The 21308-nt window shown below is 63.7% G+C and carries 19 protein-coding genes; 11 read left to right on the top strand and 8 right to left on the bottom strand.

Annotation, left to right across the window (positions count from 1 at the left end; translation table 11 throughout):
• Positions 1 to 194 precede the first annotated feature (194 nt).
• Both nosP and nahK read left to right on the top strand, forming a co-directional pair.
• Positions 195 to 1358: a nitric oxide-sensing protein NosP gene (gene nosP / locus SOP85_RS27580; protein WP_323628908.1), complete on the top strand. Its 1164-nt coding sequence runs from the start codon at positions 195 to 197 to the stop codon at positions 1356 to 1358.
• The gene (gene nahK / locus SOP85_RS27585) at positions 1327 to 3921 is read left to right on the top strand and encodes a hybrid sensor histidine kinase/response regulator NahK/ErcS' (protein WP_323628921.1); all 2595 of its coding nucleotides are present in this window, start codon (positions 1327 to 1329) and stop codon (positions 3919 to 3921) included. The genes nosP and nahK overlap by 32 nt, the downstream gene beginning before the upstream one ends.
• Before the next feature lie 151 nt (positions 3922 to 4072).
• On the opposite strand, the gene SOP85_RS27590 is transcribed toward nahK, so the two are convergent.
• From SOP85_RS27590 to SOP85_RS27615, 6 genes are all read right to left on the bottom strand, one after another.
• Positions 4073 to 4738 carry a response regulator transcription factor gene (locus SOP85_RS27590; RefSeq protein ID WP_046817100.1) on the bottom strand — a complete coding sequence of 222 codons (666 nt, stop codon included), beginning with the start codon at positions 4736 to 4738 and terminating at the stop codon, positions 4073 to 4075.
• A 56-nt stretch (positions 4739 to 4794) separates the two neighbouring features.
• Positions 4795 to 5352 carry a PQQ-dependent catabolism-associated CXXCW motif protein gene (locus tag SOP85_RS27595; RefSeq protein WP_323628909.1) on the bottom strand — a complete coding sequence of 186 codons (558 nt, stop codon included), beginning with the start codon at positions 5350 to 5352 and terminating at the stop codon, positions 4795 to 4797.
• A gap of 118 nt (positions 5353 to 5470) precedes the next feature.
• Positions 5471 to 6262, bottom strand: coding sequence for an ABC transporter permease (locus SOP85_RS27600; RefSeq protein ID WP_323628910.1), 792 nt, complete (start codon positions 6260 to 6262; stop codon positions 5471 to 5473).
• Positions 6259 to 6990 carry an ABC transporter ATP-binding protein gene (locus SOP85_RS27605; RefSeq protein WP_323628912.1) on the bottom strand — a complete coding sequence of 244 codons (732 nt, stop codon included), beginning with the start codon at positions 6988 to 6990 and terminating at the stop codon, positions 6259 to 6261. The genes SOP85_RS27600 and SOP85_RS27605 overlap by 4 nt, the downstream gene beginning before the upstream one ends.
• Complete coding sequence (locus tag SOP85_RS27610) at positions 6987 to 7946, bottom strand: YVTN family beta-propeller repeat protein (protein ID WP_323628913.1); 960 nt, start codon at positions 7944 to 7946, stop codon at positions 6987 to 6989. The genes SOP85_RS27605 and SOP85_RS27610 overlap by 4 nt, the downstream gene beginning before the upstream one ends.
• A gap of 28 nt (positions 7947 to 7974) precedes the next feature.
• Complete coding sequence (locus tag SOP85_RS27615) at positions 7975 to 9159, bottom strand: ABC transporter substrate-binding protein (RefSeq protein WP_323628914.1); 1185 nt, start codon at positions 9157 to 9159, stop codon at positions 7975 to 7977.
• Positions 9160 to 9316: 157 nt separating this feature from the next.
• Between SOP85_RS27615 and SOP85_RS27620 the strand changes: the two genes are divergently transcribed.
• From SOP85_RS27620 to SOP85_RS27630, 3 genes are read left to right on the top strand one after another with little or no spacing between them, the layout of a single operon-like run.
• Positions 9317 to 9439, top strand: coding sequence for a hypothetical protein (locus tag SOP85_RS27620; RefSeq protein WP_274074713.1), 123 nt, complete (start codon positions 9317 to 9319; stop codon positions 9437 to 9439).
• A gap of 2 nt (positions 9440 to 9441) precedes the next feature.
• Entirely contained in the window at positions 9442 to 10704 is a 1263-nt protein-coding gene (locus SOP85_RS27625) for a HAMP domain-containing sensor histidine kinase (RefSeq protein ID WP_323628915.1), read from the top strand.
• Entirely contained in the window at positions 10701 to 11339 is a 639-nt protein-coding gene (locus SOP85_RS27630; RefSeq protein ID WP_274074715.1) for a response regulator, read from the top strand. Before SOP85_RS27625 ends, SOP85_RS27630 begins: the two co-directional genes overlap by 4 nt.
• A 139-nt stretch (positions 11340 to 11478) precedes the next feature.
• Here SOP85_RS27630 and SOP85_RS27635 read toward each other — a convergent pair whose 3' ends face one another.
• Positions 11479 to 12126 carry a pentapeptide repeat-containing protein gene (locus SOP85_RS27635; RefSeq protein WP_323628916.1) on the bottom strand — a complete coding sequence of 216 codons (648 nt, stop codon included), beginning with the start codon at positions 12124 to 12126 and terminating at the stop codon, positions 11479 to 11481.
• Between the two features lie 91 nt (positions 12127 to 12217).
• Complete coding sequence (gene exaA / locus SOP85_RS27640) at positions 12218 to 14110, bottom strand: quinoprotein ethanol dehydrogenase (RefSeq protein WP_323628917.1); 1893 nt, start codon at positions 14108 to 14110, stop codon at positions 12218 to 12220.
• 253 nt (positions 14111 to 14363) lie between these two features.
• Here exaA and pedF point away from each other — a divergent pair, with 253 nt between their 5' ends.
• The 6 genes from pedF to exaC all read left to right on the top strand — a co-directional run bounded on the left by pedF (position 14364) and on the right by exaC (position 21152).
• Positions 14364 to 14825: a cytochrome c-550 PedF gene (pedF, locus tag SOP85_RS27645; RefSeq protein WP_274074718.1), complete on the top strand. Its 462-nt coding sequence runs from the start codon at positions 14364 to 14366 to the stop codon at positions 14823 to 14825.
• Positions 14826 to 14828: 3 nt separating this feature from the next.
• Positions 14829 to 15704 carry a substrate-binding periplasmic protein gene (locus tag SOP85_RS27650; protein ID WP_274074719.1) on the top strand — a complete coding sequence of 292 codons (876 nt, stop codon included), beginning with the start codon at positions 14829 to 14831 and terminating at the stop codon, positions 15702 to 15704.
• Between the two features lie 9 nt (positions 15705 to 15713).
• On the top strand, positions 15714 to 16481 hold the full coding sequence (locus SOP85_RS27655; RefSeq protein WP_323628918.1) for a quinoprotein dehydrogenase-associated SoxYZ-like carrier: 768 nt from the start codon (positions 15714 to 15716) through the stop codon (positions 16479 to 16481).
• Between the two features lie 16 nt (positions 16482 to 16497).
• Positions 16498 to 17436: a quinoprotein relay system zinc metallohydrolase 1 gene (locus SOP85_RS27660; RefSeq protein ID WP_323628919.1), complete on the top strand. Its 939-nt coding sequence runs from the start codon at positions 16498 to 16500 to the stop codon at positions 17434 to 17436.
• 252 nt (positions 17437 to 17688) lie between these two features.
• Positions 17689 to 19464 carry a PQQ-dependent methanol/ethanol family dehydrogenase gene (locus SOP85_RS27665; RefSeq protein ID WP_323628920.1) on the top strand — a complete coding sequence of 592 codons (1776 nt, stop codon included), beginning with the start codon at positions 17689 to 17691 and terminating at the stop codon, positions 19462 to 19464.
• A 167-nt stretch (positions 19465 to 19631) separates the two neighbouring features.
• The gene (exaC, locus tag SOP85_RS27670) at positions 19632 to 21152 is read left to right on the top strand and encodes an acetaldehyde dehydrogenase ExaC (protein WP_274074723.1); all 1521 of its coding nucleotides are present in this window, start codon (positions 19632 to 19634) and stop codon (positions 21150 to 21152) included.
• Positions 21153 to 21308 lie beyond the last annotated feature (156 nt).

The raw sequence follows: 21308 nt of genomic DNA on the forward strand, positions 1-21308 counted from the left end.
GGCTTGCCGGCGAAGGCGATTTCTATGACGCCTTCGCCGGCAAGCCGGGCTCCTACAGGGGGGTGGTGTTCGCGGGATCTGCGACACAGCTCTCATCCCATTGAAGCGCCTGCCTGCTACCCAAGTAGCATTCGTGACCCTTCGCAGGCTTCGTACACTCGTGCCTCATACACACGCACCTGCGAGGGGCGACCATGCAGCAGGTCCAGAACGAAGGGATCGTCAGTGCGATGTCCCAGGCCACCGATCCCCAACAGGTGGCGCAGGAGCTGGCGCGGCAGTTGCTGCACCCGCACCTGGGGTTCGTGTTGTTCTTCTGCTCCGCCGAATACGACTTGCAGGCCCTGGGCGGCGCCTTGCAACAAGGTTTCGGCGGGATACGCCTGGCGGGGTGCACCAGCGCCGGGGAAATCACCCCGCAGGGTTACGGGCGCAATTGCGTGACGGCGGTGGGCTTCGATCATCGTTACTTTTCCATCGCCCTGGAACTGATCGACGAAATGGAGCACTTCAGCCTGATCGACGCGCAGCAGATGGTCGAGCGCCTGGTCAACGGCTGTCGCAGCAACACCCTGGCCCCGATCAAGGGCAACAGCTTTGCCCTGACCTTGCTCGATGGCCTGTCCAGCCGCGAGGAAATGGTCCTCGCCGCCTTGAGTGCGGCGTTGGGTGATATTCCGCATTTCGGCGGCTCGGCCGGTGACGACAACTACCTGACCCACACCCATGTCTACTTCGACGGCGGCTTTCGCAGCGGTGCGGCGGTGGTGGTGCTGGTCAATACCTGGCTGGACTTCGAAGTGTTCACCACCCATCACATCCTGCCGCGCGCGGAGAAGCTGGTGGTCACCGGCGCCGACAGCACCTCGCGGCGAGTCTTCGAACTCAACGCCGAGCCGGCCGCCGCCGAGTACGCCCGGCACATCGGCGTGCCGGTGGCCGAGCTCGACCACCGGATCTTCGCCGCACACCCCCTGGCGGTGCGCATCAACGATCAATACTACGTTCGCGCCATCCAGCAGGTGCATCCGGACCTGAGCCTGAGTTTTTATTGCGCCGTAGAGAACGGCATCGTCCTCACCGCCATGACCCCGGGGCCGATGCTGCCGAACCTGCAACGCCTGTTCGACGGCTTGCAGGAGCGCCTCGGCGACCTGTTGCTGACCATCGGTTGTGACTGTTTCCTCAGGCGCCTGGAGCTGGAAGACTCCGGCAGCCTGGAGCAGATCGGCAGTTTCCTGCGCGAACAGCGGGTGATGGGCTTCAACACCTACGGAGAACAGTTCAATGGCATGCACATCAACCAGACCTTCACCGGCGTTGCCATTGCCCGCGGCCGCTCCCTTGGACAGCGCTGAACTGCGGGCGCAAATCGCCGTCCTGCAGCACGACAATCAGAAACTGCAGCGCATCAACGCGGCGCTGATCGAGCGCATCGAGTCCGGCATCACCCGCGGCAACGATCCCTATGCCGCGTTCCAGCATTCGGTGGTGCTGGCCGAGCAGGTGCGTGAACGCACCGATGCCTTGAACCAGGCCATGGCCGAGCTCAAGGCGGGCAACCATCTGCTCAGCGAAGCCCGCCTGCGTGCCGAAACCGCCCATCAACACCTGATCGACGCCATAGAGAGCATTTCCGATGCCTTCGTGCTGTTCGATGCCGATCAACGCATTGTCCTGTTTAACAGCCGCTTCAGGGCGTTCTGGACCCACAGCCGGGTGCGGATCAACGCCGGCATGCGCCTGGGCGAGGTCAAGCGCCTGATGATGAACAACGGGCCGTTTACCGAGGAGCCGCGCGGGCACGCCGACGAGAACCTGCTGTATCGCCTGCAGGACGGGCGCTGGCTGCAGGTCAGCGAACGGCCGACCCAGGAGGGCGGGCGGGTGATCCTGTTCACCGACATCACCGACGTCAAGCAGAGCGAAACCATGCGCCGCGAGCAGGCGGTGGCGCAGAAGTCGCACTTGCTGCAACGGGCGGTGGACAACCTGTCCCAAGGCGTGGCCATGGTCAACGCCGAGGGCATCCTGGAGCTGTGGAACCGGCGGTTCCTGGAACTCAGCGGCCTGGCGCCGGTGGCGGCCCATCGGCCCTTTGCCGAAGTCATCGCCGACAGCGAGTTGACCCTGCTGACCCCGGCCAGTCGTGGCGCGAACGGGCGTCCCGTGCAGGATTGCGAACAGCGCCTGTACGATGGCCGGGTCCTGGAAATTCGCACCCATCCACTGCCGGCCGGTGGTTTCGTCAACACCTTCACCGACATCACTGAGCGCTACCAGCACGCCCAGGCCCTGAGCGAAAGCGAGCGCTGGATTCGCCTGATCACCGACCATGTGCCCGCGCTGATCGCCTACCTCAATGCCGACCTGGTCTACGAGTTCACCAACAAGGTCTACGAAGAATGGTACTGCTGGCCGCGCGGCGTGATGCTCGGCCAGAGCCTGCGCGAGGTGCACAGCGAGCAGCATTACCAGCGCCTGGAGTCCTACGTGGCCAGGGCGCTGGCCGGGGAGAGCGTGACCTTCGAATTCGCCGAGACCAACGTCAACAACCAGGAGCGCTACATGTTGCGCTCCTACGTGCCCAATCGCCTGGCCAGTGGCGAGGTGGTGGGGATCTTCGTGTTGATCCGCGACATCACCGAACGCCGGCGTACCGCCGAAGCGCTGCACCAGGCCTATCAGAACCTCGAACTGCGGGTGCGCGAACGCACCGCCGAACTGACCCAGCTCAACGACCAGTTGCTGCGTGAAATCGACGAGCGCCGGCGGGTCGAGTCACGCTTGCGTGAGGCCAAACTGGAGGCGGAACAGGCCAACCTGTCGAAGACCAAGTTCCTCGCCGCGGTCAGTCACGACCTGCTGCAACCGCTGAACGCCGCGCGGTTGTTCACCAGCGCCTTGCTGGAGCGCCGCGAGCCGATCGCCAACGGGCATCTGGTGCGCAATGTCAGCAATTCCCTGGAAGATGTGGAGAGTCTGCTGGGCACCCTGGTGGATATTTCCAAGCTCGATGCCGGCGTGATCAAGGCCGATGTGGCGCCGTTCGCCTTGAGCGAACTGCTGGAAAATCTCGCCGCCGAATACACCGAGGTGGCGCGCAGCGAGGGCCTGCAACTGCATTTCATCCCCTGTTCGGCATTGGTGCGCAGCGACATCCAGTTACTGGCGCGCATCCTGCGCAATCTGTTGAGCAACGCCATTCGCTACACCTACAGCGGTCGTGTGGTGCTGGGTTGTCGGCGGCATCAAAGCAGCCTGTCGATCGAGGTCTGGGACAGCGGCATGGGCATTGCCGAAAATCGCCTGGAAGAAATCTTCCAGGAGTTCAAGCGCGGCGACGTGCAACGTCCGGATCAGGATCGTGGGTTGGGCCTGGGGCTGGCGATTGTCGAGAAAATCGCCGGCATCCTCGGGCACCGCATCCACGTGCGTTCATGGCCGGGCCGGGGCTCGATGTTCGCAGTGGAGGTGCCGATCAGCGCCACCGCGCCCAAGCCATTGCCGAGCCTGCCGATGAGCGAACCGATGCTCGAACGGCTGCGCGGGGCGCGGGTCTGGGTGCTGGACAACGATGCGACCATTTGCGCCGGCATGCGTACGTTGCTGGAGGGATGGGGATGCCGGGTGGTGACGGCGCTGTCGGAAGATGACCTGGCGCGGCAAGTGGACAACTACCATGCTGGCGCCGACCTGTTGATTGCCGACTATCACCTGGACAACGACCAGAACGGCGTCGATGCCGTCGCGCGGATCAACGCCCGCCGCGCCTGCGCGATCCCGGCCATGATGATCACCGCCAATTACAGCAACGAGCTCAAGCAGCAGATCCGCGAACTGGGGCATACCCTGATGCACAAGCCGGTGCGGCCGATGAAGCTTAAGACGGCGATGAGTCATTTGCTCGCCAGGCCTTGAGTTATTTGGTGTTTGTGAGGGCCTCTTCGCGAGCAAGCCCGCTCCCACATTTGATCTTTGCCAAACACGGATTTTGTGTACGACGCAGATCCAGTGTGGGAGCGGGCTTGCTCGCGAAGAGGCCGACGCGGTTTTCCGGTTGCCGATGAATTCAACGCCGCAAATAAGACCCGAAATCAATATCCCCGGCACTCAGGATCGCCTGCACCCGGTTGTGCACGTTGAGCTTGCGAAGGATTGCCGAGACGTGGGCCTTGACCGTGGTTTCGGCGATTTCCAGGGTGTAGGCGATCTGCTTGTTCGATTCACCCTTGGTCATCCGCTCCAGCACCTGCAGCTGCTTGCGGGTCAGGGCCTGCAGCAGTTCCGGCGGGAAGCTCGGGGCATCGTTCATGCGCCGGTGGGTGCTGCTTTTGGTGGTGCGGATAATGTCCGGGGGCAGGTAGACATTGCCATTGAGAATCTGCTGGATGGCCTCGGTCATCTGGGCACGGGGCGAGGACTTGGTGATGAAACCCACCGCGCCGTAGGTGATGGCCTGCAGGACGATCTGCTTGTCCTGCTCGGCGGAGACGATCACCACCGGAATGGTCGGCGCTTCGTTGCGCAGGTTGATCAGGCCATTGAGGCCGTGCATGCCGGGCATGTTCAGGTCGAGCAGGATCAGGTCCAGGTCATCGTGCTCCTGGGTCAACGCCAGGGCGCTGTCCAGGTCGGCGGTTTCCATCACCTCGCTACCGGCAAAACCATCGCTGATGACGTTGTGTATGGCTTCGCGAAACAGCGGGTGATCGTCGGCAATCAGAATTTTGTACATGGCCTTTCACCTCATTATTTTGATTATGGTGTGGCAACTACAGGCACGCGTAAAGCTCAGGGAAAGGGTTCGGGCAAAGCGGGTGAGACCGGCAGGCTGGCGGCTTGCCAGGCGTCGAGGCCATCGCGGTACCAATACAGTGTCTTATAGCCCAAAGAGGCTGCGCGCCTGACGGCGTTCCAGCTCAACCAGCAGTCGGCCCGGCAGTAAAAGACCAACGGTTGCGCCGGGTCGCCGGCGGTCAGCTTTTTCAGGTTGTCGGCGAAGTAGGCCTGCCATTGCGCCGTCAGCTCTCCGTCGCCGGTGTTCGCCAGCCAGTGGCTGCCGGGCAGGTTTTCGTGGGGCTGGTCTTCGATGAAGCGGCCTTGCAGCCATTGGCGCCGGTAGACGTCGATCAGCAGCGGGCGCGGCTTTTGCCCGAGCAGCGCTTGCAGGGCTGGGGTGTCGATGATGGTCGCGCCTGGCAGTTGTTCCGGCGTGGGGCTGCGGTACAGGTCGATGCGATAGCCATCGGGGGAAAACAGCGGGGCTTGCGCCTGTGCACCGCCCAGCCACAGGCCCAGCGACAGCGCAGCGAGAGTGGGACGCAGCAGGTGACGTGAGGCACGCGGCATGGGGTCTGGTCCTTATAGTTATGCAGCCATTACATGCCAGTCGCGAGGCGTTGGGAATGCGACGATAGACAGGTAGGACCAGTACTAAAGTATTAATTTTCCATGCTCAATTTCGTGGTCAGGTGGATTTGCGCAGGGCGGCATGTTGAGGGTTGAAGGTGAGTACGGCCAGTAGCGAAAACAGCAGGGTCAGGCCCACGCACACCGCCAACGCCAGCAGATTGAACCGCTCATACAAGGCAAAACGCACCAGCTCTACCGCATGGGAAAACGGGTTCAGCGCGCACAACCAGTACAGCCACTCGCTGGCCTCGCGCATTTTCCACAGCGGATAGAGCGCCGATGACAGGAAAAACAGCGGGAAGATCACGAAGTTCATCACCCCGGCGAAGTTCTCCAGCTGGCGGATCGCGTTCGACAGCAACAGGCCCAGGGCGCTGAGCATCAAGGCCACCAGCAGCAACACTGGCAGGGCCAGCAGCAACCCCATGACCGGCGGCTGCACGCCGTAGAGCCAGGCAATCGCCAGGAAGGCATACACCTGCAGCAGCGAAATCAGCGAGGTGGCCAACAGCTTGCTGCACAGCAGGAAGGTCCGGGGCAGGGGGCTGGTGAGCAGGACGCGCATGCTACCCATCTCGCGGTCGTAGACCATCGACAGTGAGCCCTGCATGCCGTTGAACAGCAGGATCATGCAGGCCAGCCCGGGGATGATGTAGACCTCGTACGGGATGTAGGTGTCGTAGGGTTCGATGATGGCGATGCCCAGCGCGGCGCGAAAGCCCGCGGCGAACACCAGCAGCCATAGCAATGGCCGCACCAGGGCGCTGAGAAACCGCGTGCGTTGCATCACGAAACGCAGCCATTCGCGCAGCACGATGCCGCGCAAACATTGCCAGTACGCGTTCATCGGGCAGCTCCTGAGGTGGTCAAGCGAGTGAAGGCCGAGTCGAGGTTGCCGCCGTGCTCCAGGCTCAGTGCGTCGGCCTGTCCGCTGGCCACCAGGCGGCCCTGATGGAGGATCAACAGGTCATCGCTGGCCTGTACTTCGTCGAGCAGGTGGGTGGTCCAGAGCACGCTGATGCGTTGCTCGTGGCACAGCTTGCGAATGTGCTGGTTGAGCGCCAGGCGACTGGCCGGGTCGAGGCCGGCGCTGGCTTCGTCGAGCAGCAACAGGCGCGGCTCGTGCAGCAGTGCACGGGCAATTTCCACTCGACGGCGATGGCCACCATTGAGTTCGCGCACCCGTTCGCCGCGGCGCTCGCCCAGGGCCTGGCGGGCCAGTTCCGCGTCGACCCGCAGGCGCGTCTGGCGCCGGGACAAGCCATGCAGCGCGGCGTGATAACGCAGGTTCTGCTCGACGCTGAGGTCCAGGTCCAGGGTGCTTTGCTGGAACACCACGCCCAGTTGTTTCAGCGCCGGGCGCGGGGCGCTGCGCAATGAACAGCCGCCGACCCGGATATCCCCGTGCTGCAGGTCATAGAGCCTTGTCAGCAGCGCGATCAGGGTGGATTTGCCGGCGCCGTTGGGCCCCAGCAGCGCGGCGAAACGCCCGGGCGCCAGGCTGAAGTTCACCTGGCGCAGGGCCTCCCGAGGGCCGTAGGCAAAGCTCAGGTCGCTGACCTCCAGGGCGTTCATGGGGTCACCACCACGCCCCACGGATATCGTCCGACCTTCACCGATTTGCTGACCTTGAGGCTGTCGACATCGATCACCGAGACGTCACCGCTGACGCCGTTGGTGGCCAGCAGCTGCTTTTGATCCGGGGTGAATGCCATCTGCCAGACCCGTCGACCCACCAACAGGTAGTCGAGAATCTCGAAAGTTTTGGCATCGATCACCGCCACATGATTGGCCGGGCCGAGCGCGACGAAGCCGTACTTGCCGTCGGCACTGAGCTTGACGCCCACGGGTTGGACCTTGTCCGGATGCACGCCCTTGATCTGGAAGTTCAGGGTCTTGAGGATCTTGCGGCTGGCGACGTCGAGGATGGTCACGGTGCCGCCGATTTCCGCCGAAGCCCACAGCTGTGAACCGTCCGGCGAGAACTCGACGAAGCGCGGGCGCTGATCCACCAGCGTGCTGTCGGCCAAGGTCTGGTTGCTGGTGTCGATCCAGTGCAGCATGTTGGTGGTTTCGCTGGTGTTCACCGCCCACTTGCCGTCGGGGCTGACGGCCATGCCTTCGGGCTCGACGCCGACGTTGATCTGGCCGAGGACCTTGGAGGTCTCGGTGTCGATCACCGTGACCAGCGCATCGTCTTCGTTGGAGACATACAGCCAGCGATTGTTGGGGTGCAGGGCGAATTGCTCGGGGTCCTTGCCCGAGGGCAGTTCCTTGATGATCTTGCGGGTGGCCACGTCCATCACCTGGACCCGGTCCGAGTCGCTGGCGCAGATGTACAGCAGCTTGTTGTCGTGGGACAGCAGCAGACCACGGGGGCGTTGGCCGACGGGCAGGGTGTCGGTGACTTGCAGGGTCTGCATGTCGATCAGGCTGAGGCTGTTGTCCTTTTCATTGGAGACCCAGGCGGTGCTGGCGACGGCGTGGCTGGCGGCGAGCAGCAGGGCGCAGGAAAGAAGAGTGCGGCGCATGGCAGTTTCCTTGTTGTAGTTGTTGTATTCAGGGAAAGCGGCAGCTGACCTCGGGCTTGTCGTAACCCAGGCTGTCCATCTCGTTGAACGGGTGCAGGAAACCGTCCTGGGGCGAGGTGCTGACCAGCGCCCGCGGCTGCACGATCGGAATCGGTTGGCGCAACTGGCCGTTCCAGGGGCGGTAGCTGAGCTTGCGGCCCTTGAAACCGTCCAGCGGCAACTGGTCGCTGATTTCCAGGTCGCGGATCGCCATCGGCTCGGTCTGGCGCGATTTGCTCACGGCGCTGGCGATGCTGCGCACGGCCATCCACGCGGCGAAGTCGCGGTCGTTCATCCAGCGGCCGGCCAGGGCTTCGAAGCGCTTCTGCAGCTGGGCGGCGCCGTAGGTTTCCACGGTCTTGTGCCAACCCACCGGGGTCAGGCCCTGAGTCCCGGCGACCGGGCGCGGGTACCAGGTCTGGTAGGGCACGTATTCGCCGAAATCGCCGCGCTCATCGGCCACCAGCACCACATCGTATTCGGCGGTCTGGGTGAACAGCGGCATGTCGGCCTGGGCGCTGCGCCGTTGATCGTTGTCGAAACTCCAGGCTTTCTCCGCCACCAGTTGCAGGCCGAAGCGCTTGGCCGCTCGGCGCAGGGCGGCGGCGTAGGCTTGATCGTCGGTGGTCGGGCCAACGATCAGCAGCGCTCGTTGCCATTTGCGCACTATCAGAAATTGCGCCAGCGCATCGGCGAGCATCGCCCGGCTCGGCAGGCTGTGCAGCACGTTGGGCAGGCAATCGGTGCTGCGCAGGCTGTCGTCGGGGCTGCCGGCGTTGAACAGCAGGCTGTCGGGCAGCGCAGCACTGAGTTGGCGCAGGCTGCTGGCCGGTGCATTCACCACGAACAGGCGCAGGCCTCGTTCATGCTGGGATTTTGCCGCTTCGAGCAAGGCTTGCGGGTTGTCGACACTGGCGCTGACCAGACTGTAGGCGTGATTGAGAAAACGCCCAGTGCTGTTGCTGTCGGTGATCGCCAGTTCGGCGCCGCGCAGCCCGGCGTCGGTGGGTTCGGCAATGACGTTCGACAGCAGCGGGCCAGGGTCCGGGCGATAACCCAGGTAGCCGATGCGCACCTGCAAGGGCGCGTCCGCCGCCTGGCTCTGGGTGACCAGCCCGGCGGCGCAGACAATCGCCAGCAGGTAGATCAAGGCGTAAGGGGTAAGCTGGCGCATAGGGCACTCCACTACAGGTAGCGCCAGCATAGGAAGCCCGGGCAGGCGTGGAAATATGCAGAAAGTACCAACCAGCCAGTACCAAGGTAGTAGCCCGTACCGGGCGGCGCGGTTTTAGCATGGGCAATAACGACCACGACTCTGGAGGGGACTGGGCATGCGTATCGTCAAGGCACTGCTGTTGCCGCTCCTGCTGATTCTCACCCTGATCGGCGTCGACCGGCTCCATGGCCCGCGTCCCGCACCGATGCAGGTGATGCCCGCGACACCGGGGCGCTAGGCATGTCGGCCCTGTGGCGGATCAACCTGTGGGTCTGCGGCTTTTTCGCGCTGGTCACCCTGGCGTGCACGGCGTTGCTGGTGCATCAGGCGCTGGCGGATGTGGAGCGTGAACTGCAATCGGCCGAAGCGGTGGTCGAGTACCTGAGCGAAACCGCCGCCCGTGACCCGGTCAGCCTGCAACCACGGCTGACCCAAGGCCTGCGCCATGTGCGTGTGCACTGGCTGGCGGCGGATGAACAACCCCGGCCAGCCGTGCAGGACGGACTCGATGCCTGGCTCGCACGCTTGTTGTTCACTGAGGGCCGACACGGCGCAAGCGTTCTCGATCTGGCCGATGGCCGACGGGTGCAGATCGCAGTCGACCCGCGGGATGAAATCGACGAAGTCCGGGATTCCCTGCAACAGCTGCTCAGCCTGTGCGCGATGGCCCTGCTGGTCAGCCTGTTGACCATCCGCTGGGCCGTGCGCCGCGGCATGGGCTTGCTCGATGAGTTGCTGCGGGCGCTACAGCAGGTGTGCGCCGGCCAGCTCAAGGTGCGCCTGCGCACCGAAGGGGTGCCCGAGGCTCGCCAACTGGCGGTGCATTTCAACCGCATGACCGCGGCGCTGGAACAGGCCGGCAGCGACAACGCCCGGCTGACCCAGGCCTTGCTGGCCGTACAGGAACAGGAGCGCACCCAACTGGCCCAGACCCTGCACGACGATCTCGGTCAGTACCTGGCCGGCATCCGTGCCCAGGCCTGTCTGCTGCGCCTGGTGGCCGATCAGCCGGCAACCGTCGAGCGCACCATGGTGGAACTGGAGCACAACTGCGAACACCTGCAACAGGGCTTTCGGGCATTGGTGCACAACCTCTATCCGGTGGTCCTGCAACACCTGTCGCTGGCCGACGCCATCCGCTTGCTGGTGGAGCAATGGCAGGGCCGCCAGCGCATCGATTGTCGACTGCGCCTCAGTGCGCAGTTACCAACGCTGTCGGCGCCAGACAAGACCCATCTGTACCGCTTGCTGCAGGAAGCCCTGACCAACATCGCCCGGCATGCCGACGCCAGCCAGGTGCGGGTGCGCCTGCAACATCAGGGCGCGCGCCTGCGCCTGCTGGTGCGCGATAACGGTCGCGGCGCCGCGCAACCCCAGCGCCCCGGCGTCGGCTTGTATTCGATGCGCGAACGCGCCCGTAGCCTGGGCGGCGAGTTGCGCATCATCAGTCACCCCGGCGCCGGTTGGGCGCTGGCCTTGAGCATGCCCCTGGAGGTTTCATGAGTATTTTGCTGGTCGATGACCATGCGGTAGTCCGCCAGGGCTACGCCAGCCTGTTGCGCGCCCTGTTGCCGGCGCTGCAGGTGCGTGAGGCGGCAACGGGGGAGGAAGCGTTGCTGCGCGTTCAGGAGAGCGTGCCGCAGCTGGTGATCATGGATTTCGGCTTGCCCGGCATCAGCGGCCTGGAAACCACCCGGCGCTTGCGCCAGCGCTTGCCGCAACTGCGGGTGCTGTTTTTCAGCATGCACGATGAACTGCCGCTGGTGCGCCAGGCACTGGACGCCGGGGCCGCGGGTTACCTGACCAAAAGCTCGGCGCCAGAAGTGTTGATCGAGGCGGTGCGGCGCGTGCTTGCCGGGCACGCCTACATCGAACAGCCGCTGGCTACGCAACTGGCTTGCCATGCGCAACAGGACGCCAGCGACCCGCGCCTGCAGAGCATGACCCAGCGCGAGCTGGAGATTTTCGTGATGCTCGCCAAGGGCACCCCGGCGCGGCAGATAGCCGAGCAACTGAGCATCAGCAGCAAGACGGTTTCCAATCACCTGACGTTGCTCAAGAGCAAGTTGCAGGTGAGCTCCCATGCCGAGCTGGTGCATCTGGGGATTGATATGGGGGTGGTGCGCAAGGCGGGGTGACTCGCTCGTCCATTCAACACCCATCCCCTGTGGGAGCGGGCTTGCTCGCGAAGACGGTGTGTCAGTCACGAAAATGCTCAATGACACTCCGCTTTCGCGAGCAAGCCCGCTCCCACAGGGGGGGTGTGTTGCGTTCAGGTCATTTGTCCCATGTCGTCGGGCACCCCGTACAGCCCTCCATGTTCGCATCCTGAAAATTCGCATAGTGCTGGCGCGAGCCGCTGAGGTTGGCGTGCTCCAGGTTGCTTTCACCCAACTTGGCCTCCTGCAGGTTGGCGTCGCTCAGGTTGGCATCCTTGAGGTCGGCCTTGCTCAGCCAGGTCATCTCCAGGTCGGCGGCGCGCAGGTTGCTGTTGTGCAATCTGGCGCCGGAGAGGCGGGCGAATTGCAGGTAGGCGGCGCTGAGGTCGGCGTTGGCGAGTTGCGCGCCCTGGGCGAACATCCCCCAGCCCTGGATCGCCACCAGCGTGGCGCCGGTGAAATCCGCCAGGCGCGCATTGCTTTGCTGCAGGCTCGCGCGGGTCAGATTAGCACCCTGTAGGCGGGCCTTTTCCAGGTTGGCGAGGTCGAGGCGGGCGTGGCGCAGGTCGGCCTCGCGCAGGTCGGCGCCGCTGAGGTTCATGTTGCGCAGGTCCTGGTTGCTCAGGTTGGCGCCCTTGAGATTGGCGCCCGGGCACTGGCTGTGTTCGGCGATGGTGCAGCCGTTGATGATCAGGGGGGTGTCGTCGCCGTTGTCGGCGTGGGTCGGGAGGGCGCTTAGCAATAGCAGCAGGGGAAGGTACTTCATGGCGGGCGTCTCGTTGTGAGGAGGGGCGCAATCGCCAGCAAGCCGGCTCCTACAGGTTCGCGTTGTAGGCGCAGGTTGCTGGCGGTGGGGATCAGCGTTTCGCCGTCTGGTTATCCCAGCTCGGGATCTTGAACACCCAGAACGAGCCGCCCTGGGCCACCGGCTTGGTCAACTCCGCCATGTCGCCGCCCCACAACGGTACCGCGCCGCCGTAGCCGACGGTCACGCCGATGTACTGCTCGCCGTCCTGTTCCCAGGTGATCGGCGGCGAGACGATGCCGCTACCGGTCTGGAATTTCCACAGCTCCTTGCCGGTTTTCGCATCGAAGGCCTTGAAGAAACCGTCGCCGGTACCGGTGAACACCAGGTTGCCCTTGGTCGCCAGCACGCCGGCCCACAGCGGCAGGTGTTCCTTGTGCTCCCAGACCACTTTGCCGGTGGTCGGGTTCATCGCCCGCAGGGTGCCGACGTGATCGTCGTACATGCGCTTGATACGAAAACCCATGCCCAGGTAGGCCGAGCCTTTCTTGTAGTTGACCTCTTCGGTCCAGTATTCCTCTTTCCACTGGTTGCCCGGAATGTAGAACAGCCCGGTGTCCTGGCTGTAGGCCATGGGGTTCCAGTTCTTGCCGCCGAGGAACGGCGGCGAGACTTCCACCGGCTTGCCCTTTGTCTCTCCCGGCAATGGCTTGGCCGGGCGCTGGCCTTCGCTCTCCACCGGGCGGCCGGTCTTGAGGTCGATGTGGCTGGCCCAGGTGATGTTGTCGACGAAGGGGAAGGCGTTCTGCAATTTGCCGTTGTTGCGGTCGACCACGTAGAAGAAACCGTTGCGGTCGGCGTGGCCGGTGGCCTTGACCGTCTTGCCGTCCTTGTCTTTGTAGTCGAACAGCACCAGCTCGTTGTTGCCGGAGAAGTCCCAGGCATCGTTCGGCGTGTGCTGGTAGAACCATTTGACCTCGCCGGTGCTCGGGTCGACGCCCACCTGGCCGGAGGTGTAGAGGCTGTCGTAATCGTGCGGGTTGCCGTCCTTCGAGGTGCGCGCCCAGGTGTTCCAGGGGCCCGGATTGCCGGCGCCGACGATGATGGTGTTGGTGTCGGCATCGAAACTGGCGCTCTGCCAGGGTGCGCCGCCGCCATGGCTCCAGGCTTCGACCTTTCCGGTCTCGGTGGTCGGATCGTTCGGCCACGACGGCGCCTTGACGTCGCCGGTGGGGCTGCTGTCCTTGCCGTTCAGGCGGCCCATGTGGCCTTCGACGAAAGGCCGCATCCAGACTTCTTCGCCGGTGTCCGGGTCGCGGGCGTAGAGCTGGCCGACCACGCCGAATTCATCACCGGAACTGCCATGGATCAGCAGCACCTTGCCGCTGGTCTTGTCCTTGATCAGCACCGGGGCGCCAGTCATGGTGTAGCCCGCGGCGTGGTCGCCGAACTTCTTGTTCCACACCACTTTGCCGGTGTTCTTGTCCAGGGCGATCAGCCGCGCATCGAGGGTGCCGAAGTAGATCTTGTCGCCATAGATCGCTGCGCCGCGGTTGACCACGTCGCAGCACGGACGAATGTTGTCCGGCAGGCGGTGGTTGTAGGTCCACAGGCGTTTGCCAGTCTTGGCATCCAGGGCGAATACCCGCGAATAAGAGCCGGTGACATAGACCACGCCGTCCCTGACGATGGCCTGGGATTCCTGGCCGCGCTGCTTCTCGTCACCGAAGGAATAGGACCAGGCCGGGGTCAGCTTGAACACGTTCTTGTCGTTGACCTGGGCCAGGGGACTCCAGCGCTGGGCATTGGTACCCATGCCGTATTGCAGCACGTCTTTCGTCGTCAGGTGGTCGTTGGCAATGTCTTCCCAACTGACGTTTTTGCCAGCGGTGGCCGGGGTGGACTCGGCATGACCAGTAGCACTCAGGGACAGGCTGGCGGCCAGCAAAAATGTCTGCACGGCGACGGTCAGGGGGGAAAGGGCGGGTAGCGATCTTATTGTCATGGTGGCAGTTCCCAGTGGAGGTTTTGGCCTGCACAGGGTGGGGCGCCCGCCGTGTGGCGGATACGGAAAATGTCCCGCCGTTGCCGGGAAAAATTCCCAGGGGCCACCTGATTTGGGCGTCCCTCCAAGGCCTTACTACCAAGGGACTAGACGGCGGCCACCAAAGCAGCATGGGGTCAGCGCGTCGGGGTTCCTAAGATGGTTGCCATAGCCTCTGCCAAGAGGTCTTGCGTGCAATCCAGAGGGCATAACAATGACAACAAAACGCAACGCCTTGCTCGTTGCCGGACTGCTGGCCGGCTTTATCAGTGCAGGTTCCGTATGGGCCCACGGCAATGTGGTGCCACAAGCCGTTGAGACCAAAGGCCTGACCCCGATCAAGGATGCCGGCGTCCAGGTGGATGGCGACGGCTGGGCCGCCGTGAACCCTTACCGCAGTTCCCCGGAGCACGACAAGGCAGTGGAAATCGGCTCGTCGGCCTACAACCAGAACTGTGCGGCCTGCCATGGCCTGGAAGCCAAGTCCGGTGGTATCGCGCCGGACTTGCGCATGCTCGATGTCGGCGAGGCGGGCGATGAATGGTTCGTCGAACGGGTGCGCCATGGCGCGGTGCGTGACGGCCGCGTGTACATGCCGAAGATGGCCGACTATCTGAGCCAGGAAGCCCTGTGGGCGGTGCGCAGTTACCTGGACAGCGTCCACGTCGAGGAGTGACCCATGCGCCTGCTCGCGGTGTTGATCGGCGCTGTATGGCTGTGCTGCCAGTCGGTGCAGGCGCAGGTTCGCAACTATGACGAAATGATCGCCGCCGGGGAGCTGAAAGTGGCGGTCTACAAGGATTTTGCCCCTTACAGTTTTGAAGACGCCGGTCAGCCCCGGGGTGTCGATGTCGAACTGGCCCAGGCGCTGGCCAAGGCGCTGGGCGTGCGCCTGACGCTGATCTGGGCGCCCGCCGGGGAAAAGCTCGACGACGATCTGCGCGATTACATCTGGCGGGCCAGCCCGCTGCACAACCAGCAACTGGCAGACCTGATGATGCGGGTGCCGTACGACCGTGATTACGCGCAGAAACGCAACGAATTCGGCGAGATGGAAAACGGCCATGTGGTGATGTTCGGCCCATACCAGAACGAGCAATGGCAGGTCGCCTACGACCGTCGACGGCTGGACAAGGTGGCCAGCGTCGCGGTGTTCGAGCAACACCCGATCGGCGTCGAGGTCGACAGCGTGCCGTCGTTCTACCTGACCTCGGTGTTCAACGGCATGCTCGCCGGCAAGACCCGTCACTACCCGGGCGTGCCCCAGGCGTTTGCGGCGATGAAGGCCGGCGAGGTCGACGCGGTCATGGCCATGCGCGGCGAGATCGACTGGCAAGTGCATGAAGCGGCCGACCCGCAGTTGACCCTGGCGGAAAACGCCTACCCGAACATGGGCAAGCAACTCTGGGAAATCGGCATGGCGGTGCACGAAAGCAACCGGCAATTGGCCTATGCCGTGGAGGAGGCGCTGGAAGGCCTGATCCGCGAAGGCTCGGTGAAAACCATCTATGGCCATTACGGCCTGCGTTACGACGTGCCCGAGATGTACCAATAGGAGCAAGGGATGATCTGGCGAGGGAGTTGTCTGTTGGTCGTGTGGTTGATCCTGAGCCCGGCCGCCCGGGCGGTGGACATCGATCCGGGCCAGGATCCGGTACCGTCGGTGATGTGGGCCTTCTATCACAAGCAGATGCTGGGCGATGCGCCGTTCGTGTTCGACCAGCGGGTCAAGCTGCTGGCGCCGCCATTCGCCGAAGACGCCCGGCAAGTGCCCCTGGAAATCGACGCCCGGGCGTTCAAGGGCGAGGTGGTGAAAATCCTTGCCTGGGCGGAACTCAATCCCCTGCCGAAAATCGTCGATTTCGAACCGCTGGATGGTGTGTTGCCGTGGCTGTCGATCCGCATCCGCGTCGAACAGGCCACGCCCTTGCGCGCGGCGGTGTTGACCCGTGACGGGGTGTGGCATGTCGGTTCGACCCTGATCGACGCGGCAGGCGGCGGCTGCACCGCGCCCAGCGTGGTACGCACCCAGGCGGGCTGGGAAGAACACATCGGCGAAGTGCTGGGCGGCCGTTACCCGCGGGAGGCATTCAGCCGCGTGCGCCTGCAGGTGGCGCATCCAATGGACAACGGCATGGTCAGCGGCATCCCGGAATTTTTCCTCAACCATGCCGAGTTGCGCAATCAGCACGATCAGCTTTTGGCCCGCCTCGAGCTGTTCCCCGCCGTCAGCGAAAACCCTAGCCTGGCCTTCGATATCGAAGGGGCAGGGCCGACGCGCCTGTTGTTGCGCGATAACAGCGGCAATCAGTTCGATGCGTCGATCCCCTGAGTCCAAGGAGCCTGTCATGCGCTGGATGCTGCTGTTGTTGATCGGCCTGGGCCTGCCGGCCATGGCCGAACTCGAGTACTCGCTCAAGCCCACGCAGATCGCCGAAGACACCTGGCTGCTCGAAGGCAGCACCGATAATTTCGCCAAAGGTAACGGTGGCAACATCGTCAACACGGCGTTCATCGTGACCGAGCGGGGCGTGGTGGTGATCGATACCGGACCGTCCAGGCGTTATGGCGAGGCCATGCGCCGGGCCATCGCGGCGACCACCGACAAGCCGGTGATCCAGGTGCTGTTGACCCATCATCACCCCGACCATGTGCTGGGCAACCAGGCGTTTACCGACGTGCCGATTGGCGCACTGGCCGGCACCAGCGAGCTGCTGCAAAAGCAGGGCGATGCCATGGCCGAGAACATGTACCGGCTGGTGGGCGACTGGATGCGCGGCACCGAAGTGGTGTTGCCGACGCAGGCGCTGACGCCGGGTGTGGAAAGTTTTGGGAATCACGATTTGCGCCTGCTGAGCCTGGGTGGGCATACGGGTGCGGATCTGGCTATTCTCGACCAGAAAACCGGCGTGCTATTCGCCGGGGACCTGGTGTTTTATCAGCGGGCGCTGACCACGCCCAACAGTCCGGGGCTGGCGGTGTGGCTGGCCGACATCGCGACCCTGCAGGCTTTACCCTGGACACTGATCGTGCCCGGCCACGGCCCGGTCGCCAGCGATCCGCAGCCCTTCGCGCAAATGCGCGACTACCTGGGCTGGCTCGATCAGTTGATGCGCGACGGCGCGGCCAACGGCAGCGACATGAGCGAGATGATCCGCAGCCCGATTCCCGAGCGCTTTGCCGGGATCAACCTCAGCCGCTACGAATTGATCCGCAGCGTCAGTCATTTGTACCCGCGTTACGAGCGAGTGCAGATGACCCGAGTCGACTCCAACTCAAACAACTGACCCACCCAAATCCCCTGTGGGAGCGGGCTTGCTCGCGAAAGCGGTGTGCCAGGCAATACATACGTTGAATGTAAAGGCCTCTTCGCGAGCAAGCCCGCTCCCACAGGGGGTGTTGGTCGGCATCCGACCCTGTACCAAGGAACTAGAAAACTCCACATTGCGGGCAATTGTTGTCCGGGCGGCGGCGCCCAAGAATCTGCACCAGACCGGGAAAATTTCCCGGAAATAACAAAAACTGCAGAGGAAGCCGTCATGACTCAACCCGCACGTCGCCAGCCCTTCGTCTTGAGCCTGCTGCTCAGTGCCATGCTGTTGTCCGGCCAGGCCTTGGCCGGGGTTTCCGACCAGGACATTCTCCAGGATCCCAAGAACCCCGAGCAGATCGTCACCAACGGCCTCGGCGTACAGGGTCAGCGCTACAGCCCGCTGGAGATCCTCAACGTCGACAACGTCAAGGAGCTGCGACCGGTGTGGGCGTTCTCCTTCGGCGGGGAAAAGCAGCGCGGCCAGCAGGCGCAGCCGATGATCAAGGACGGCGTGATGTACATGACCGGCTCCTATTCGCGGGTGTTCGCCGTGGATGCGCGTACCGGCAAGAAGCTCTGGCAATACGATGCGCGCCTGCCGGATGACATCCGCCCCTGCTGCGACGTGATCAACCGTGGCGTCGCGCTGTACGGCGACCTGGTGATCTTCGGCACCCTCGACGCCAAGCTCGTGGCGCTGAACAAGGACACCGGCAAGGTGGTCTGGAGCAAGAAAGTCGCCGACCACAAGGAAGGCTACTCGATCAGCGCCGCGCCGCTGGTGATCAACGGCAAGCTGATCACCGGCGTGGCCGGTGGCGAATTCGGCGTGGTCGGCAAGATCGAAGCCTACGACCCGAAGAACGGTACTTTGCTGTGGAGCCGGCCAACGGTGGAAGGCCACATGGGTTACGTCTACAAGGACGGCAAGGCCGTGGAAAACGGCATCTCCGGCGGCGAAGCGGGCAAGACCTGGCCGGGCGACCTGTGGAAGACCGGCGGCGCCGCGCCTTGGCTGGGCGGTTATTACGACCCGGAAACCAACCTGCTGTTGTTCGGCACCGGCAACCCGGCGCCCTGGAACTCGCACCTGCGCCCTGGCGACAACCTCTACTCGTCGTCGCGCCTGGCGCTCAACCCGGACGACGGCACCATCAAGTGGCACTTCCAGAGCACGCCCCACGACGGCTGGGACTATGACGGCGTCAACGAGTTGGTGTCGTTCAACTACACCGAGGGCGGCAAGGAAATCAAGGCGGCGGCCACCGCTGACCGCAACGGTTTCTTCTACGTGCTGGACCGCACCAACGGCAAATTCATCCGCGGCTTCCCGTTCGTGGACAAGATCACCTGGGCCACCGGCCTGGATAAGACCGGTCGGCCGATCTACAACGAAGCCAGCCGTCCTGGCGCACCGGGCACGGAAGCCAAGGGCAGCTCGGTGTTCGTCGCGCCGGCCTTCCTCGGCGCGAAAAACTGGATGCCGATGGCCTACAACCGCGACACCGGCTTGTTCTACGTGCCGTCCAACGAATGGGGCATGGACATCTGGAACGAAGGCATCGCCTACAAGAAAGGCGCGGCGTTCCTCGGTGCCGGTTTCACCATCAAGCCGTTGAATGAAGACTACATCGGCGTGCTGCGGGCGATCGACCCGAAAACCGGCAAGGAAGTCTGGCGCCACAAGAACTTCGCGCCGCTGTGGGGCGGTGTGCTGACCACCAAGGGCAACCTGGTGTTCACCGGCACGCCGGAAGGATTCCTGCAGGCGTTCAATGCCAAGACCGGCGAGAAGGTCTGGGAATTCCAGACCGGCTCCGGCGTGCTCGGCTCGCCCGTGACCTGGGAAATGGACGGCGAACAGTACGTCTCGGTGCTCTCCGGCTGGGGCGGCGCCGTGCCGCTGTGGGGCGGCGAAGTGGCCAAGCGGGTCAAGGACTTCAACCAGGGCGGCATGCTCTGGACCTTCAAGTTGCCCAAAGACCTCGTTGCCAGACACTAATCCCGAATCCACCGCATAACCCCCCCACATTTGGGTGTGTGCAACGCCTACGACCAAATGACGAGAGCCCCTCCTGCCAACGATGCATTCGTCTGGCGTGCGGGGCTCACTAGTATCGGTGCATCGCCTGTCGGCACGACAGGCATCGACCCAGACAGAGGCCCACCATGATCTACGCCCAACCCGGAACACCTGGCGCCGTCGTGACGTTCAAGCCACGCTACGGCAACTTCATCGGTGGCGAATTCGTCGCGCCGGTCAATGGCGAATACTTCACCAACACCTCGCCGGTCAACGGCGAAGTGATCGCCGAATTCCCGCGCTCAAGCGCCGCCGACATCGACAAGGCCCTGGACGCCGCCCATGCCGCCGCCGATGCCTGGGGCAAGACCTCGGCCCAGGACCGCTCCCTGGTGCTGTTGAAAATCGCCGACCGCATCGAGCAGAACCTGGAAATCCTCGCCGTCACCGAAACCTGGGACAACGGCAAGGCCGTGCGCGAAACCCTCAACGCCGACGTGCCCCTGGCCGCCGACCATTTCCGTTACTTCGCCGGCTGCATCCGCGCCCAGGAAGGCGGCGCCGCCGAGATCAACGAACTGACCACCGCCTATCACTTCCACGAACCCCTGGGCGTGGTGGGGCAGATCATTCCGTGGAACTTCCCGCTGCTGATGGCTGCCTGGAAACTCGCGCCAGCATTGGCTGCAGGCAACTGCATCGTGCTCAAGCCCGCAGAACAAACGCCGCTGTCGATCATGGTCTTCGCCGAACTGATCGCCGACCTGCTGCCTGCCGGCGTGCTGAACATCGTCCAGGGATTCGGTCGCGAAGCCGGGGAGGCCCTCGCCACCAGCAAGCGCATCGCCAAGATCGCCTTCACCGGCTCGACCCCGGTGGGCGCGCACATCATGCATTGCGCCGCCGAGAACATCATTCCGAGCACCGTTGAGCTGGGCGGCAAGTCGCCGAACATCTTCTTCGAAGACATCATGAACGCGGAACCTGCGTTCATCGAAAAAGCCGCCGAAGGCCTGGTGCTGGCGTTCTTCAACCAGGGCGAAGTGTGCACCTGTCCGTCCCGGGCCCTGGTGCAGGAGTCGATCTACGAACCCTTCATGGCCGAAGTCATGAAGAAGATCGTCAAGATCAAGCGCGGCAACCCGCTGGACACCGAGACCATGGTCGGCGCCCAGGCTTCCGAACAGCAATACGACAAGATCCTCTCGTACCTGGCCATCGCCCAGGAGGAGGGCGCCGAACTGCTCACCGGCGGCGCGGCCGAGCGTCTGGAGGGCGACCTGTCCAGCGGCTATTACATCCAGCCGACGCTGCTCAAGGGCCACAACAAGATGCGCGTGTTCCAGGAGGAAATCTTCGGGCCGGTGGTGGGCGTCACCACTTTCAAGGACGAAGCCGAGGCACTGGCCATCGCCAACGACAGCGAGTTCGGCCTCGGTGCCGGCCTGTGGACCCGCGACATCAACCGCGCCTACCGCATGGGCCGGGCGATCAAGGCCGGGCGCGTGTGGACCAACTGCTACCACCTGTACCCGGCGCATGCGGCGTTCGGCGGGTACAAGAAGTCCGGCGTCGGCCGGGAGAACCACAAGATGATGCTCGACCATTACCAGCAGACCAAGAACCTGCTGGTGAGCTACGACATCAATCCGCTGGGTTTCTTCTGATCCCTTGAATTCACCGCGAAACAAAATGTGGGAGCGGGCTTGCTCGCGAAAGCGGAGTGTCAGTCAACTAGTTGTTGAATGTGACGCCGCCTTCGCGAGCAAGCCCGCTCCCACATGGGTATGTCGGGTATTGGAAATTTGTGTCACCCCCCCCCC

Origin of the sequence: Pseudomonas sp. YuFO20 (genome assembly GCF_035064975.1) — a bacterium.
In the GTDB taxonomy this organism is placed as follows: Bacteria; Pseudomonadota; Gammaproteobacteria; order Pseudomonadales; family Pseudomonadaceae; genus Aquipseudomonas; species Aquipseudomonas putida_AE.

What these genes read in the sequence shown, in the direction of transcription:
- nosP (WP_323628908.1), top strand. Translation starts at nt 195, where the DNA reads ATGCAGCAGGTCCAGAACGAAGGGATCGTCAGTGCGATGTCCCAGGCC.
- SOP85_RS27590 (WP_046817100.1), bottom strand. Translation starts at nt 4,738, where the DNA reads ATGTACAAAATTCTGATTGCCGACGATCACCCGCTGTTTCGCGAAGCC.
- SOP85_RS27595 (WP_323628909.1), bottom strand. Translation starts at nt 5,352, where the DNA reads ATGCCGCGTGCCTCACGTCACCTGCTGCGTCCCACTCTCGCTGCGCTG.
- SOP85_RS27600 (WP_323628910.1), bottom strand. Translation starts at nt 6,262, where the DNA reads ATGAACGCGTACTGGCAATGTTTGCGCGGCATCGTGCTGCGCGAATGG.
- SOP85_RS27605 (WP_323628912.1), bottom strand. Translation starts at nt 6,990, where the DNA reads ATGAACGCCCTGGAGGTCAGCGACCTGAGCTTTGCCTACGGCCCTCGG.
- SOP85_RS27610 (WP_323628913.1), bottom strand. Translation starts at nt 7,946, where the DNA reads ATGCGCCGCACTCTTCTTTCCTGCGCCCTGCTGCTCGCCGCCAGCCAC.
- SOP85_RS27615 (WP_323628914.1), bottom strand. Translation starts at nt 9,159, where the DNA reads ATGCGCCAGCTTACCCCTTACGCCTTGATCTACCTGCTGGCGATTGTC.
- SOP85_RS27620 (WP_274074713.1), top strand. Translation starts at nt 9,317, where the DNA reads ATGCGTATCGTCAAGGCACTGCTGTTGCCGCTCCTGCTGATTCTCACC.
- SOP85_RS27625 (WP_323628915.1), top strand. Translation starts at nt 9,442, where the DNA reads ATGTCGGCCCTGTGGCGGATCAACCTGTGGGTCTGCGGCTTTTTCGCG.
- SOP85_RS27630 (WP_274074715.1), top strand. Translation starts at nt 10,701, where the DNA reads ATGAGTATTTTGCTGGTCGATGACCATGCGGTAGTCCGCCAGGGCTAC.
- SOP85_RS27635 (WP_323628916.1), bottom strand. Translation starts at nt 12,126, where the DNA reads ATGAAGTACCTTCCCCTGCTGCTATTGCTAAGCGCCCTCCCGACCCAC.
- exaA (WP_323628917.1), bottom strand. Translation starts at nt 14,110, where the DNA reads ATGACAATAAGATCGCTACCCGCCCTTTCCCCCCTGACCGTCGCCGTG.
- pedF (WP_274074718.1), top strand. Translation starts at nt 14,364, where the DNA reads ATGACAACAAAACGCAACGCCTTGCTCGTTGCCGGACTGCTGGCCGGC.
- SOP85_RS27650 (WP_274074719.1), top strand. Translation starts at nt 14,829, where the DNA reads ATGCGCCTGCTCGCGGTGTTGATCGGCGCTGTATGGCTGTGCTGCCAG.
- SOP85_RS27655 (WP_323628918.1), top strand. Translation starts at nt 15,714, where the DNA reads ATGATCTGGCGAGGGAGTTGTCTGTTGGTCGTGTGGTTGATCCTGAGC.
- SOP85_RS27660 (WP_323628919.1), top strand. Translation starts at nt 16,498, where the DNA reads ATGCGCTGGATGCTGCTGTTGTTGATCGGCCTGGGCCTGCCGGCCATG.
- SOP85_RS27665 (WP_323628920.1), top strand. Translation starts at nt 17,689, where the DNA reads ATGACTCAACCCGCACGTCGCCAGCCCTTCGTCTTGAGCCTGCTGCTC.
- exaC (WP_274074723.1), top strand. Translation starts at nt 19,632, where the DNA reads ATGATCTACGCCCAACCCGGAACACCTGGCGCCGTCGTGACGTTCAAG.